Origin of the sequence: Shewanella sp. MMG014 (genome assembly GCF_018100775.1) — a bacterium.
Taxonomy (GTDB): domain Bacteria; phylum Pseudomonadota; class Gammaproteobacteria; order Enterobacterales; family Shewanellaceae; genus Shewanella; species Shewanella japonica.
On the sequence record NZ_JAGJDZ010000001.1, the window covers coordinates 426,783 to 440,950 of the forward strand.

Consider the following 14,168-nt stretch of genomic DNA (forward strand, 5'->3'; position numbering starts at 1 on the left):
TTCCATCGTTTTACTGATAAACAATTTAGCTAGTATCAAGTCAATTTATCCTAAAGCGGCAAACGAAGGAGCTTTAGCGTCCTGATTTAGTTTGCTAAACTGGTATTAACACCCAATGACTTCTGTTTATTATGAGAATCGATCCAAACATATCATTAGTTTATAGCACTGATGGCGGCAAAATAGACCAGCCCAAACAAGAAGAAGTAATTCCTCAAGGTGATGGGATTGTCCGCATACATAAAGACAGTAAAGGACGTAAAGGAAAAGGCGTAAGTGTAATTAAAGGCTTAGGGCTTGATGCTAAAGCGCTTAAAGCGCTAGCTCAGAAGCTAAAAAAGCAATGTGGCTGTGGCGGAACAGTAAAAGGATTCGATATCGAAGTACAAACTGACGATAGAGAAAAAATCAAGTTACTGCTAGAGAAACAAAATTACACCGTGAAGCTTGCTGGAGGTTAAAGACCTCAATAACCTTAATTTACAAATTTTAAGGTATAGCTTTTATTTTTTAAAACGTTTGCCGCATTCTATTTTAATTTGTGAAAGGAAAACTTATGGATAGCTTACAAGGTCACCTTTTAATTGCTATGCCGTCATTAGAAGATACCTTCTTTGAACGTTCTGTTATCTATATTTGTGAACATAACGATAAAGGTGCAATGGGCGTGATGATTAACCGCCCTACTAATATCGTGATTGATGAGTTACTCGACCAAATAGGGCTAACCAAAGAGTCCGAACTGAGTTTGGATTTAGAAGGACCAGTGTTGTTAGGTGGCCCTGTCGATACAGACAGAGGCTTTGTATTACATACGCCACAAGAACAATGGGTTAATAGTGAGGCGATAAGCGACTTTTGTATGCTTACCACTTCACGTGACGTACTCAATGCCCTCGGCACTAATGAATCACCATCACAATTTGTTGTGGCATTAGGTTACTCTGGTTGGAGTAAAGATCAGCTTGAACAAGAACTTGCTGAAAACACCTGGTTGACGATACCCGCCACATCAGAGTTACTATTTTGCCAAGATCATGAAGCATTATGGGCAGAGGCAACTAAAAAGCTCGGATTTGATATTTGGCAAATATCTTCTCAAGTCGGTCATTCATAATACTCGCCACAATTGTTTAGCTAAATGTTGAACATTATTTTAAGACTAATATAAGGCATTGATTTCTATGCAATCAAAAACCGTTTTAGGTTTTGACTTTGGTACCAAAAGTATCGGTGTTGCTGTCGGACAAGAAGTCACAGCAAGCGCCGCCCCCGTGTCAGCCATAAAAGCTAACGACGGTATTCCTAATTGGGATGAAATAGAAGCAGTTATCAAAGAATGGAAACCTGACTTTATTGTTGTCGGGTTACCGTTAAACATGGACGGAACTGAGCAGGAAATGACTCAACGGGCACGGAAATTTGCTAACAGAGTCAGTGGCCGTTTTGGTATTAAAGTCGTCACCCAGGATGAGCGCTTAACCACTACCGATGCCAAAGCTCGTTTGTTCGAACTCGGTGGTTATAAAAAGCTAACAAAAGGCCAAGTTGATGCGGTATCGGCCGTGTTAATCATCGAAAGCTATTTTGAAAACCAGTTTCTCGAAAACTAATATTGCTGAAAACTAATAATTTGAAAATCAGGACTCTGATTAATACTGTCTGCTTTAAAAGACCGGCAAAATAGCAAAACAATGCAATAGCAACAGAAACAATAAAGGAGCCACACGGCTCCTTTAATTTACTTATAACGGCCAATTATAGGTATGGCTTAACCAAGTTCGCCATCATATTAATATGGGCATCATTGTCATTCAAACACTCGATATAGCGGAACTTCTTACCTCCCGCCTCTTCGAAGACTTCACGATTTTCGCCTTTAATTTCTTCTAAGGTTTCTAAGCAATCAGCACTAAACGCTGGGCACACGACGGCGATATCATTAACTCCGTCTTTAGGTAACGCTTCCATTGTTGCGTCAGTATAAGGCTGTAGCCATTTCGCTTTACCGAAACGAGACTGGAAAGTCATAACGTATTCTTTCTCGTCTAAGCCTAGCTTTTCTACCACTAATCGCGTTGTTTTTACACAAAAGCAATAATATGGATCGCCTAAATGTAAATTACGCTCTGGCATTCCATGATATGACAATACTAATTTTTCAGGCTTACCGTTAGCATCGAAATCAGCTTGAATCGATTCAGCTAATGCATCAATAAAAGTCGGATCGTCATGGTATGTATTAATGAAATGCAGTGCAGGAATGTAGCGCCATTTGCATAACTCTTTTGCAATAGCATCAAATGCTGAAGCGGTTGTTGGTGCTGCATATTGAGGATATAGCGGCAATACAATCACTCTATCAATTCCATCCTTGTGCATTTTTTGCAGTACAGATGGCGTTGAGGGGTTACCATATCGCATCGCTAAATGAACTGAGGCATCAACCTCGTTATCTTCAAATAATTTGGCTAGTTTTTGTTGCTGGCGCACACTAATGTCCATTAGCGGCGAGCCCTCATCTGTCCAAACTTCTTTGTAAAGCGCCGCTGACTTAGCAGGGCGAACACGTAAAATAATCCCGTGTAAGATGATCATCCATACTAATTTCGGAATTTCGACAACACGTGGATCTGATAAAAACTCAGCAAGATAGCGTCTTACTGCAGAAGGGGTTGGTTCATCTGGCGTCCCCAAGTTCATTAATAATACGCCAGTCTTACCACGAGACTTGTGACCGTCTTCTTTACTTAAACCAGAAAATTTATACAAAACTATCTCCGAACAAAGTCATTCACCACTTTGTTGCTGAGGTTCAAACAACAATATGATGAACTTTAGAGGCTATTAACTAACACAGTTATTGATTTCTTAGCAGCGTAATCAAACTGTAAACAAATAGTTTCAATAGCAATGAAAATTTATAAAACAGACTCTATCGCTTTTTTCATCTCTTCGCTATCCGGTTTTACTCGAGAGTTGAATTGCTGCACACTTTCACCATCTGCACTGACTAAGTATTTGTAAAAATTCCATTTAGGTGCTGCGGTTTTGTCACCTAAATAGGCAAACACAGAATTAACATCATTACCTCTAACTGCCGATGTCGACACCATAGTAAAAGTCACGCCATAGTTTAAAAAGCATACATCTGCAGTTTTTGCTTCATCATCTTCTTCTTGAAAAAAGTCATCTGATGGAAAGCCAATCACAACGAGATCATCCTGATATTGTTTGTGAACCGCCTCTAATGCTTCAAATTGAGGGGTAAAACCACAATTACTGGCCGTGTTCACAATAAGCACCGGCTTTCCTTGAGTTAATTCACATAAATCAACTGTCTCTTCAGAGTGCAGCTTGCGCGCTTCTACATTTAGATAGTCTGGGCAAGAATTAGCAAAAGTAACGCCGCTAAGTAATGTAGTAGAGGCAAGCAGGCTTGTTATTAATAATTTGTTTTTCATAATATTCCCTTTTGAAATTCTTTAATTTTTTACAATACCTTGATGGTAAGAAAGTTAGCATGAATCTTGTTATGCCAATACGGTATAAATCTGCTGAAAGTTCAACATTTGTTGAAAACAATTTTAGCTAAATTAAAAACAAAAAAACCAAAGTAAACGATAGCTTACCTTGGTTTTATATTGTGAATCACTGACAGGTATTCAGCATTCAACTAATCCATGTCTAACGTGACACCATCCATAATGCCAGAACTGCTACTCTCATTATTTTGCAGTTTTATCATTAGGCGTAAATCGTTTGGAGAATCAGCATGATGCAGCGCATCTGCATAGCTGATTTCTTTTTCCAAGTATAAATCCAATAACGCTTGGTCAAAAGTCTGCATGCCCTGCTCTCGTGACTTACTCATGGTTTCTTTGAGTAAATGCAGCTCATTTTTTGCAATCAAACTCGCCACACGAGGCGTGTTGATTAACACTTCAATAGCAGCGCGTCGCCCAGAGCCATCTGATTTAGGCACAAGCTGCTGAGCAACAATGCCACGTAAGTTTAGCGACAAATCGAACAAGAGTTGGTTATGCTTGTTTTCAGGCACTAAATGCATAATACGGTCTAACGCTTGGTTAGCATTGTTAGCATGGAGTGTTGCCATACATAAGTGACCCGTTTCAGCAAATGACAGCGCAAACTCCATGGTTTCTTGAGTTCGAATTTCACCAATCAAAATAACATCTGGCGCCTGACGAAGTGAGCTTTTAAGCGCAGCATCAAAAGAGTCAGTGTCTATACCGACTTCTCGCTGAGTAATAATGCTTTTACGATGGTCATGCACAAATTCCACTGGGTCTTCAATCGTTAAAATATGACCTCGAGCATGTGAATTACGATAACCAACAAGCGAAGCCAACGAGGTTGATTTACCAGTACCGGTACCACCGACCATAATAATCAGACCACGTTTACTCATGACCAAATCTTTTAAAATGGGCGGTAGCTTTAAATCTTCAACTTCTGGGATTTTTGTTTCAATACGGCGCATCACACAACCAGGTGATTCACGTTGCCAAAAAGCACTAACACGAAAACGGCCTAATTCTTTAGCCGCAAAAGCAAAGTTACATTCGCGAGATTCATGAAACTCTTGTTTTTGCACATCAGTCATTAAAGACTCTACGAAATCTAACGACTGCTCAGGCGTAAAACTGCTTTCTGATAACGGTCTTAATTCACCATCAATTTTTGCACTTGGCGGAAATCCCGCGGTAACAAATAAATCTGATGCTTTACGGTCTACCATGACCTTTAAAAAAGGACGAACATCCATCTGCTTTATCCCTTAAAAGTTAGCTTGTTTATTTGAGCTTTTAGACATCGCATCATCACGGCTAATTAAGCCACGGTTAACTAAGTTTTGTAAGCATTGCTCAAGTGTTTGCATTCCGTGCGCCATACCGGTTTGAATAGCTGAGTACATTTGCGCGACTTTATCTTCACGAATTAGGTTTCTAATCGCAGGTGTGCCCATCATAATTTCATGGGCAGCGACTCGGCCACCACCGACTTTCTTAATCAAGGTTTGCGAAATTACCGCCTGTAATGATTCAGATAACATAGTACGTACCATGTCTTTCTCACCCGCTGGGAATACATCCACAATACGGTCAACGGTTTTAGCCGCAGAAGTTGTATGCAAGGTACCAAATACTAAATGACCGGTTTCTGCTGCTGTCATTGCTAAGCGAATGGTTTCAAGGTCACGCATCTCACCAACCAGAATGACATCAGGATCTTCACGAAGTGCACTTCGAAGCGCCGCTTCAAAACTATGGGTATGCTTGTGTACTTCACGTTGGTTGACCAAACATTGTTTGTTTTGGTGAACGAATTCTATTGGGTCTTCAATAGTTAATATGTGATCATGACGTTCATTATTAATATAATCGACCATCGCAGCCAATGTGGTTGATTTACCCGAACCAGTAGGCCCTGTAACCAAAACAAGCCCACGAGGAAAACTCGAAATCTTCTTAAAGATTTCAGGTGCGCCTAATTGCTCTAATGATAAAATATCACTTGGAATGGTACGAAATACCGCACCAGCACCACGAGATTGGTTATAAGCATTCACACGAAAACGAGCTAAGTTAGGCACTTCAAATGAGAAATCGATTTCTAGATGTTCTTCATAGTCCTTACGTTGCTTATCATTCATGATGTCATACACCAGACCATGAACTGCTTGGTGGTCTAAGGCAGGTAGATTAATCTTTCTGACTTCACCATCAACTCGAATCATCGGTGAAACACCTGCTGAAAGGTGTAGATCCGAGGCATTGTGTTTTACACTAAAGGCAAGTAACTCAGTTATTTCCATGGTCAATGACATCCATTTAAACAAATAAAAACAATATGACAACAATAGCAGACCGAATATCAATCGCCCAGAGCCAAATTGCTCAAGCGGCGCAAAATTGTTCACGTAACAGTGAAGAAGTCACTTTGCTTGCAGTAAGTAAGACAAAACCTATTTCAGATATTATTGCCGCCTATGAAGCTGGCCAGCGTTGTTTTGGTGAAAACTACGTCCAAGAAGGTGAAGAAAAAGTCATTGCACTTAAGCAAGACTACGCAGATATAGTGTGGCATTTTATTGGCCCGCTTCAATCAAATAAATCACGGATTGTTGCTGAACACTTTGATTGGATGCACACTGTGAGTCGAGAAAAAATCGCTAAACGATTAAATGAGCAGCGGCCAGCAACCAAAGCACCTTTGCAAATATGTATTCAAGTCAATATCAGTAATGAAGACACTAAGTCTGGACTGCAAGCCAGTGAAATAAACGCATTAGCAAATGCCATCAGTCAACTTCCAAACCTAACTTTGCGTGGCTTGATGGCAATTCCAACGGCTACAGATGACATTAATGTGCAAAAAGCGGAATTTACCAAGCTTCAAGCGCTTTACCATCAACTGCAAAATGATTATCCAACGGTCGATACACTGTCGATGGGAATGAGCAATGACTTAGCCGTAGCCATCGCTCATGGTTCTACCATGGTAAGAATTGGAACCGCCATTTTTGGCTCTAGAAAATAAATAAGGTTGCCGTTTCATCCTAGGCTCCTTTAGTACGATTAAATGCATATAAGTTATGAATATTTTTTAACCTCTAGTGACTTGTAAAAAGTCACTTGCACCCAAATATATTATTTAACCGTATTTAGAAATGTCGTATGAATACCAATAACGCATTATCTGTAAACACATTAACCACGACTCACCCTACAATAAAAGCGATCTTAATTTATGACTCAAGCAAAAATCTGTTTTATTGGCGCAGGAAATATGCCTCGTTCAATTATTAGCGGACTGATTTCAAATGGATATCCTGCAGAGCTTGTGCATGCAACTAACCCAAGTGTGGGAAAGCTCGATGCGTTAAAAGCTGATTTTGGCATCCAAGTGTCTCATGACAATATTGTTGCAGCTCAAGCTGCTGATGTGATTGTGCTCAGTGTGAAACCGCAATTAATGCAAATGGTTTGTGAGCAAATGAGCCACCTAGATTTATCAAGTAAGTTAATGATTACTATCGCGGCAGGTATTCCAGCATCTCGCTACCAAGATTACTTTAAACAACCCATTAAACTCGTACGCACCATGCCAAATACCCCAACTCAAATTGGTGCTGGCATGACAGGACTCTTTGCAGATGAATCGATTTCAGCTGCTAACAAACAAATATGTGAAACCTTAATGCAAAGCGGTGGTAAAACAGTTTGGGTAAAACAAGAAGATGAGTTAAATCAGGTCATCGCACTTGCTGGTAGTTCACCCGCTTACTTCTTCTTATTTATTGAGTCTATGATTCAGCACGGCGTTAAAACGGGTCTAGATGAAGTCACTGCGCGCGAGCTTGCCCAGCAAGCTGCTTTAGGGGCTGCTCAAATGGTGGTTCAAAACCCACAGCTATCACTTGAAGAGTTACGCACTAATGTCACTTCAAAAGGTGGGACAACCGCTCAAGCAGTTGACACTTTTGAGCAAGGAAACTTACGGGGTTTAGTCGACCAAGCTATGACAAACTGCAAAAAACGCGCAGAAGAAATGGCAAAAACGTTTTAAATTAATGCTGTTTCAGCCAAACTGATGATATTCCATTACGTTTGGTAACGTATTAAGGCAATATTCAGTAAGAAATCCGATAATAGGCTTTATTAATTGATGACTTATTAACGTGATTTACTGCTAAACGAGTTATATCAGCTATTTAAAAATTGTAACAACAGGGCTCAACAAAATGAATGCAATGCAATTTCTGGTCACCACCATCTTTGACCTCTATTTAATGGTGGTCATTTTACGCTTTTGGTTACAACTCGCCAGAGCAGACTTCTACAATCCTTTTAGCCAGTTTGTAGTTAAAGCGACACAACCTATTATTGCTCCAATGCGCCGCGTTTTACCTTCAATTGGTAGTATTGACACTGCTTCAATTGCACTGGCATTTTTAGTGGTTGTGCTCAAATTTGTCACACTAGGCCTATTGGTCGATTTTAAAATCGATGCCGTTTCACTCATCATCTTGTCAGCAGTATCGGTAATAAAAGAAGCTGGAATGCTGCTTTTCTGGGTATTGATTATTCGTGCATTGTTAAGCTGGTTCAATCAAGGCCATAACCCTATTGTGATGGTAATGGATCAACTTACAGAGCCATTTTTACGCCCGGTACGTAAAATATTGCCTCCAATGGGTGGTCTTGATTTATCAGTCATGATTGTTCTGATTGCAATGAACTTTATCAATATCTTATTTGCGCAATACATTCCATATTGGAACATAGTGTAAAGGCACTCATGCTTATATGTACTTAGCACCTTTGCTTAATATAGTCAGCAATACTTAAGCAATGTTTGTAACGACTTATCAGTTAATAATTAAAGGGCTATAGCATTAATAAGGCCATTACTCAGCAGCAAGATGGTTTGCTGCTGAACCTTTATGTTCAACCAAAAGCTAGCAGAGATACTATCGTTGGCTTGCATGGCCATGAGTTAAAAATCGCAATTACGGCGCCACCTGTTGACGGTAAAGCCAATCAACATTTAATCAAGTATCTCGCTAAATCCTTTAAAGTCAGTAAATCGGATGTAATGCTGCTAAAAGGACTTCAAGGGCGCCACAAACGAGTCAAAATAATCCAACCAAAACAGCTACCAGAGGCAATATCCGCCCTTTTGAGTTAAGCTCATTTCAGCTTTTGTACTAATCATTTTGTATCTACAACATGCACAATATAATCAGCACCTTACATTTCGAAACGATTAAAATAAGGTCGGCGAAGGGAAAATTCTCTATACTTATAAAATAAAGATTATTGTTAAGCTTATGTGCTTGCAAGCTGTTCAGTCAGTAAACACATAAGTTAATTGAGGACGTTAATTATGTTGCGAACAATTTTATTGAGCTTGTTACTCAGCCTTACCGTAATAAGTCATGCTTTTGCTGAGCAAAAACAGCAAGTCGGAAATTTTGATATTCACTACATGGCGTTAAGCAGCACCTTTATCACGCCTAGTATTGCCAAAACCTATGGTATTGAACGAAGCAATTACAATGGCATTGTTAATATTGCAGTGTTAGATACCAGCCAAGAAGGCAACCCACCTGTTGCAGTTGAGATATCAGGGATAGCTAACAATTTACTTGATGCAAGAATCACGCTTGATTTTAAAGAAATAAAAGAAGGCAAAGCCATTTATTACATTGCGCAAGTTCCTTACCGTGACGATCAAGAAATTAATTTCAACATAGCCATAAAATATGGCAATAAACTCAATACTTCAGTCAAGTTCAAACAAAAATTCTATGTTGAATAGTTAGGCGGAGCCCCAATAACAGTCTGATATGAATTAAAGCCAATAACCTTCAGTATTGGCTTTAATTCATTTGGTCAATGGATAAATAATCTTCCCAAAGCGTTACTCTCTTGATTCAAACTATCTATCATTTGTGCCCTTAGGTATCATTAGCAAAATTTTTCTTATCAAGGTCTTTTCATGCAACAGATTGTCTTAGCCAGTGGCAACAAAGGTAAGCTTAAAGAGTTCGATCAAATGTTGGCTAAATTCAACATTCAAGTTTTACCGCAGAACCAATTTAACGTACCAGAAGTGGCAGAAACAGGAACAACTTTCATCGAAAACGCCATTATCAAAGCAAGGCATGCCGCCGAAGTGACTGGCAAGCCAGCCATTGCTGATGACTCTGGTCTTGAGGTGGATGCATTGCAAGGTGCACCTGGAATATACTCAGCAAGATATGGCGGTGAAAACGCTACAGAAAAAGACAGATACTTAAAATTACTCATTGCTCTTGAGGGTCAATCAAACCGCAATGCACGTTTTCAATGTGTACTGGTTTATATGCGTCATGCAAAAGATCCAACCCCTATCGTTTGTCAAGCTGCATGGGAAGGACAAATTAGTATTGCGCCACAAGGCGAACAAGGTCATGGCTACGATCCTGTATTTATTCCGCATGGTTTTGACTGTTCAGCAGCAGAACTGACTAGCGAGCAAAAAAATCAATTAAGCCACCGTGGCTTAGCCTTGGATTTGCTAGTAGATGCATTAAAAGCGAAAGGAATTATTTAATTAGTATGCTGACGCTTCCTCCGTTAAGTCTTTATATTCACATCCCTTGGTGTGTACAAAAATGTCCTTATTGTGATTTTAATTCCCATGGGCAACATGGTGAGTTACCGCAGCAGCAATATGTCGATGCGCTATTAGCCGATTTATCTTTAGACTTACATTACGTACAGGGCCGTAAGCTTCATAGCATTTTTATCGGCGGTGGCACGCCATCATTATTTGAGGCTTCGCAAATCAAACGTATTCTTGAGGGCGCTAAATCTCAAATAGGGTTTGAAGACGATATTGAAATCACAATGGAAGCGAATCCTGGCACCTTAGAACATGATGACTTTGCCGCATATCAAGCAGCTGGAGTGACTCGTTTATCCATAGGTGTTCAAAGCTTTTCAAAAGATAAACTCAATTTACTTGGCCGTATTCATGATGAAAATGAAGCCGTTACTGCTGCAAATACGGCGTCAAATGCAGGTTATCAAAGCTTTAATTTAGATCTTATGCACGGCTTACCCAATCAAAGTTTTGATGAAGCTATGGCAGACATTGATACGGCGGCCAACTTAATGCCGCCTCATCTTTCTTGGTATCAATTAACTATTGAGCCCAATACGCTATTTCACTCGAAGCCACCACAACTTCCTGATGACGAAAACCTTTGGCATATCTATGAGCAAGGGCAAAAGAAATTAGCACAGTTAGGTTACGAGCAATATGAGATTTCAGCTTACGCCAAACCAGGTTTTCAGTGCAGACATAATCTTAACTATTGGCAATTCGGGGATTATCTGGGTATCGGTTGTGGCGCACACGGTAAAATCACCCAAGTCCAACAAGATACGATTATCCGCACCGTAAAGATTAAACACCCTAAAGGGTATTTAGCTACTGATAACTTTACCTTTGAGACTAGCGTTGTCGAGCATGAAGATAGGGCTCTGGAATACTTAATGAATAGGCTCCGTTTAATGACCCCTATTCCAAAAGCAGAGTTTGAACAGCGAACAGGGTTATCTCATACAGTGCTTAATGATGGAATGAAAAAGTCTATCGAACGTGGTTTATTAACTGACTCTAGTACGCATTGGCAATTAACCACCAAAGGGCATATGTTCGTGAATGATCTTTTGTCGCAATTTATCGACTAACTTCACTTACCTATTCCTGTAACAATACAGCTGTTCTCAAAGCTGCACATATTAAAGCCACTACAACTACAATTAGTGGCTTTTTTATTCCATTATTACTTTTATAGATCATGACGAAAGCACGCTAAATCCCTCTTGATCGTATTCAGCAACAATTAATACACAATTGCTAACATTTCACTTTACCCTTTTTTATCCTGCTCTATTAGGATAACTATCAATATTGCTAGGGCCTGTTGATCTTTCAAGGTTGTTTTTGCAGCGAATTGTTGACCATTTATGCAAGGAAGAGACTTTGTGGTGTAGTTATTCTACATAAAAAGTCAATAACGCAGTAAAAATGGCCAACAAACGCTGCCCAAAGGGGTCGAGTAAAAGCGTTTTACTCTTTGTTGGATGAATTTTGCTTAGATGACTAGGCATCAATCCATCCGCCTCAATTAAAACGCTTTTATTTCGAACAAAAGTTAACCAGCAAAGATCAACAGGCCCTAATATTGACTCTATTTCACTAAGTTAACGGACATTTTATGCGACTAAAAACAAAAACGACACTTATAGCCGTAGCCCTATCAAGCCTTTTATCGACTTCAGTTATCGCTCATGGAACTCACGGACAAACGGTAATGAGCCCAACTGAATCAACTAAAAAAGCGACCACTGAATCAGAAAAAGCCAATGAGCTATTTGAAAACATTTTCATGGAAAATGTCATGTCTAGCCCTATCTCTCAAACCTATATGCGTATTAAAAAAGATTACGACAAATGGGGTGATTTTAGTGAAAAGGCGCAAGACGAAGACTTAGCTCGTGCCAAAAAGCACTTAGCACAGCTAGATAGCATAGATGTTAGCAAACTCGATGAACAAACTGCACTAAGCTACAAGCTAATGAAGCAGGGTTTAGAGCAAGATATCGCTGATGATAAATGGCGCCACCATACTTACCCAGTCAATCAAATGTACGGTAGCCATACCTTCATTGCGACCTTCTTAATCAATCAACACCAAGTTGCCAGTGTAAGCGATGCAGAAGCCTACATCAGTCGTTTAAACGGCGTTAAGCTTGCCAGTGAGCAACTCGTCGAAGGTTTAAAACTTCGTGCTGATAAAGGGATTATCGCACCTAAGTTTGTATTCCCTTATGTCATATCTGACAGCCAAAATATCATTACTGGTGCTCCTTTTAGCGATACTGAAGAAAAAAGCACGCTATGGGCTGATATTAATAAAAAGGTTGCCGCATTAGATGCACCACAAGCGAAAAAAGATGAGCTACTTGCAGATGCTAAACAAGCATTACTGACCAGTGTTCAACCAGCATATACCAACCTTATCGCCTATCTTAATGAGCTTGAGAAAAAAGCTGATACACGTGATGGTGTCTGGAAGCTACCTGAAGGTGATGACTTTTTTAATATGCGTTTAAGTCGTGTGACTACCACTGATATGACCTCAGAAACTATCCACAAGCTAGGCTTAGCGGAAGTCGCTCGTATTCATGACGAAATGCGTGCAATTATGAAAAAGGTGAAATTTGACGGTAACTTGCAAGAGTTTATGGCCTTCATGCGTGATGATGATCAGTTTTACTACCCTGATACAGCAGAAGGTAAAACTCGCTACATGACTGAAGCTAAAGATCTTATCGACAATATGGAGTCACGTCTTGATGAAGTCTTTAACATCAAACCAAAAGCTAAACTAATCGTAAAACAAGTCGAAGCCTTCCGTGAGAAATCAGCAGGTAAAGCGTTTTATGATGCACCTGCACCTGATGGCTCTCGCCCTGGTACCTACTACGCTAACTTATACGATATGAAGGCCATGCCGACTTATCAAATGGAAGCATTGGCTTACCATGAAGGTATTCCTGGTCACCATATGCAAATTGCTATTGCTCAAGAACTAGAAGGCATTCCGAAGTTCAGAAAATACGGTGGCTATACTGCATATATCGAAGGTTGGGGCTTATACACTGAGTACTTCCCTAAAGAAATGGGCTTGTATGCCGACCCTTACTCTGACTTTGGTCGCTTAGCAATGGAATTATGGCGAGCTTGTCGTTTAGTCGTTGATACGGGTATTCACTCTAAAAAGTGGACGCGTGAACAAGGTATTCAATACTATGTGGACAATACACCTAATGCGGAATCTGACGCTATCAAAATGGTAGAACGCCATATTGTAATGCCTGGACAAGCAACGGCATACAAAGTTGGTATGATAAAAATTCTAGAACTACGTGAAGATGCTAAAAAGCAATTGGGTGATAAATTTGATATTCGCCAATTCCACACACTGATCCTAGAAAATGGCCCTGTACCGCTAGATGTATTAGAAGCGAAAGTAACTGACTGGGTAAATGCCAGTAAGTAACAACTCGCTGACTGCTTTCTTTCAAGACAAAAAAGCCACTGATATCAGTGGCTTTTTTATATTATCTAATTCACATTCAAGCCGTTGGCTGAATAAATAGATAGCTTTATATTCTGGGTTAGGAATATAGGAAGAATCTAGTCACTCAATCTCACATTAGCAGCTAATGTAACAAAGTAAGACTATTTGAAATCAACACCCTAACACTGTAGCTAGGTTATTTTAGATAAAAATAACCCCAGCACAAAGTCTGGGGTAAACCAATATAAACTAGGATGATGGTTTCAAAGCCGGCATTGTTCTAATTTTAAAACCGTTGCCAGCAGTGATTCAAAACTTGCGAAGTTGCTGGTTTGCACATTTTGATGAAAAGGGGTCATTTCTCAACAAGATGCGTGACTCAAACCATTCCGAATCAACTGAAATCTATTGTATTGATTTAAGAACATAGTTCAAGTCGTACCGTTTAAATTGTTTTAGCTACAAAACAAAAAATACACTGTACATTTTTCAAACACAA

At 39.7% G+C, this 14,168-nt stretch carries 15 protein-coding genes; 11 read left to right on the forward strand and 4 right to left on the reverse strand.

Annotation, left to right across the window (positions count from 1 at the left end; all coding sequences use genetic code 11):
• Nucleotides 1–131 precede the first annotated feature (131 nt).
• The 3 genes from yciH to ruvX all read left to right on the forward strand — a co-directional run bounded on the left by yciH (nt 132) and on the right by ruvX (nt 1,613).
• Complete coding sequence (yciH, locus tag J8L86_RS01745; protein ID WP_065109088.1) at nt 132–461, forward strand: stress response translation initiation inhibitor YciH; 330 nt, start codon at nt 132–134, stop codon at nt 459–461.
• 95 nt (nt 462–556) lie between these two features.
• Nucleotides 557–1,117, forward strand: coding sequence for a YqgE/AlgH family protein (locus J8L86_RS01750; protein WP_055026336.1), 561 nt, complete (start codon nt 557–559; stop codon nt 1,115–1,117).
• Nucleotides 1,118–1,184: 67 nt separating this feature from the next.
• Complete coding sequence (gene ruvX / locus J8L86_RS01755; protein WP_055026337.1) at nt 1,185–1,613, forward strand: Holliday junction resolvase RuvX; 429 nt, start codon at nt 1,185–1,187, stop codon at nt 1,611–1,613.
• A gap of 145 nt (nt 1,614–1,758) precedes the next feature.
• Here ruvX and hemH read toward each other — a convergent pair whose 3' ends face one another.
• The 4 genes from hemH to J8L86_RS01775 all read right to left on the reverse strand — a co-directional run bounded on the left by hemH (nt 1,759) and on the right by J8L86_RS01775 (nt 5,839).
• Nucleotides 1,759–2,772: a ferrochelatase gene (hemH, locus tag J8L86_RS01760; protein WP_211028434.1), complete on the reverse strand. Its 1,014-nt coding sequence runs from the start codon at nt 2,770–2,772 to the stop codon at nt 1,759–1,761.
• 149 nt (nt 2,773–2,921) lie between these two features.
• Complete coding sequence (locus J8L86_RS01765) at nt 2,922–3,464, reverse strand: glutathione peroxidase (RefSeq protein ID WP_055026339.1); 543 nt, start codon at nt 3,462–3,464, stop codon at nt 2,922–2,924.
• A gap of 212 nt (nt 3,465–3,676) precedes the next feature.
• On the reverse strand, nt 3,677–4,789 hold the full coding sequence (locus J8L86_RS01770) for a PilT/PilU family type 4a pilus ATPase (protein ID WP_055026340.1): 1,113 nt from the start codon (nt 4,787–4,789) through the stop codon (nt 3,677–3,679).
• A 12-nt stretch (nt 4,790–4,801) separates the two neighbouring features.
• Entirely contained in the window at nt 4,802–5,839 is a 1,038-nt protein-coding gene (locus tag J8L86_RS01775; protein ID WP_055026341.1) for a type IV pilus twitching motility protein PilT, read from the reverse strand.
• Nucleotides 5,840–5,874: 35 nt separating this feature from the next.
• On the opposite strand from J8L86_RS01775, the gene J8L86_RS01780 reads away from it, so the two are divergent.
• The 8 genes from J8L86_RS01780 to J8L86_RS01815 all read left to right on the forward strand — a co-directional run bounded on the left by J8L86_RS01780 (nt 5,875) and on the right by J8L86_RS01815 (nt 13,648).
• Entirely contained in the window at nt 5,875–6,564 is a 690-nt protein-coding gene (locus J8L86_RS01780; RefSeq protein WP_211028441.1) for a YggS family pyridoxal phosphate-dependent enzyme, read from the forward strand.
• 210 nt (nt 6,565–6,774) lie between these two features.
• Nucleotides 6,775–7,593 (forward strand): pyrroline-5-carboxylate reductase, encoded by an 819-nt coding sequence (gene proC / locus J8L86_RS01785; protein ID WP_055026343.1) that lies wholly within the window; start codon nt 6,775–6,777, stop codon nt 7,591–7,593.
• Between the two features lie 175 nt (nt 7,594–7,768).
• Complete coding sequence (locus J8L86_RS01790) at nt 7,769–8,317, forward strand: YggT family protein (RefSeq protein WP_065109082.1); 549 nt, start codon at nt 7,769–7,771, stop codon at nt 8,315–8,317.
• A gap of 104 nt (nt 8,318–8,421) precedes the next feature.
• On the forward strand, nt 8,422–8,715 hold the full coding sequence (yggU, locus tag J8L86_RS01795; RefSeq protein ID WP_211028631.1) for a DUF167 family protein YggU: 294 nt from the start codon (nt 8,422–8,424) through the stop codon (nt 8,713–8,715).
• A gap of 198 nt (nt 8,716–8,913) precedes the next feature.
• Nucleotides 8,914–9,348: a DUF4426 domain-containing protein gene (locus J8L86_RS01800; RefSeq protein ID WP_055026346.1), complete on the forward strand. Its 435-nt coding sequence runs from the start codon at nt 8,914–8,916 to the stop codon at nt 9,346–9,348.
• A 180-nt stretch (nt 9,349–9,528) separates the two neighbouring features.
• Nucleotides 9,529–10,125: an RdgB/HAM1 family non-canonical purine NTP pyrophosphatase gene (gene rdgB / locus J8L86_RS01805; protein ID WP_211028445.1), complete on the forward strand. Its 597-nt coding sequence runs from the start codon at nt 9,529–9,531 to the stop codon at nt 10,123–10,125.
• Between the two features lie 5 nt (nt 10,126–10,130).
• On the forward strand, nt 10,131–11,270 hold the full coding sequence (hemW, locus tag J8L86_RS01810; protein WP_065109080.1) for a radical SAM family heme chaperone HemW: 1,140 nt from the start codon (nt 10,131–10,133) through the stop codon (nt 11,268–11,270).
• Nucleotides 11,271–11,800: 530 nt separating this feature from the next.
• A complete protein-coding gene (locus tag J8L86_RS01815) occupies nt 11,801–13,648 on the forward strand; it encodes a DUF885 domain-containing protein (protein ID WP_211028446.1) in 1,848 nt (615 codons plus the stop codon).
• The last annotated feature ends 520 nt before the right edge of the window (nt 13,649–14,168 follow it).

Bases quoted from the DNA above. Each gene is read 5' to 3' on its own strand.
- J8L86_RS01815 (WP_211028446.1), top strand. From the start codon at position 11,801: ATGCGACTAAAAACAAAAACGACACTTATAGCCGTAGCCCTATCAAGC.
- J8L86_RS01765 (WP_055026339.1), bottom strand. From the start codon at position 3,464: ATGAAAAACAAATTATTAATAACAAGCCTGCTTGCCTCTACTACATTA.
- J8L86_RS01775 (WP_055026341.1), bottom strand. From the start codon at position 5,839: ATGGAAATAACTGAGTTACTTGCCTTTAGTGTAAAACACAATGCCTCG.
- J8L86_RS01780 (WP_211028441.1), top strand. From the start codon at position 5,875: ATGACAACAATAGCAGACCGAATATCAATCGCCCAGAGCCAAATTGCT.
- J8L86_RS01770 (WP_055026340.1), bottom strand. From the start codon at position 4,789: ATGGATGTTCGTCCTTTTTTAAAGGTCATGGTAGACCGTAAAGCATCA.
- hemW (WP_065109080.1), top strand. From the start codon at position 10,131: ATGCTGACGCTTCCTCCGTTAAGTCTTTATATTCACATCCCTTGGTGT.
- ruvX (WP_055026337.1), top strand. From the start codon at position 1,185: ATGCAATCAAAAACCGTTTTAGGTTTTGACTTTGGTACCAAAAGTATC.
- J8L86_RS01800 (WP_055026346.1), top strand. From the start codon at position 8,914: ATGTTGCGAACAATTTTATTGAGCTTGTTACTCAGCCTTACCGTAATA.
- J8L86_RS01790 (WP_065109082.1), top strand. From the start codon at position 7,769: ATGAATGCAATGCAATTTCTGGTCACCACCATCTTTGACCTCTATTTA.
- proC (WP_055026343.1), top strand. From the start codon at position 6,775: ATGACTCAAGCAAAAATCTGTTTTATTGGCGCAGGAAATATGCCTCGT.
- rdgB (WP_211028445.1), top strand. From the start codon at position 9,529: ATGCAACAGATTGTCTTAGCCAGTGGCAACAAAGGTAAGCTTAAAGAG.
- J8L86_RS01750 (WP_055026336.1), top strand. From the start codon at position 557: ATGGATAGCTTACAAGGTCACCTTTTAATTGCTATGCCGTCATTAGAA.
- yciH (WP_065109088.1), top strand. From the start codon at position 132: ATGAGAATCGATCCAAACATATCATTAGTTTATAGCACTGATGGCGGC.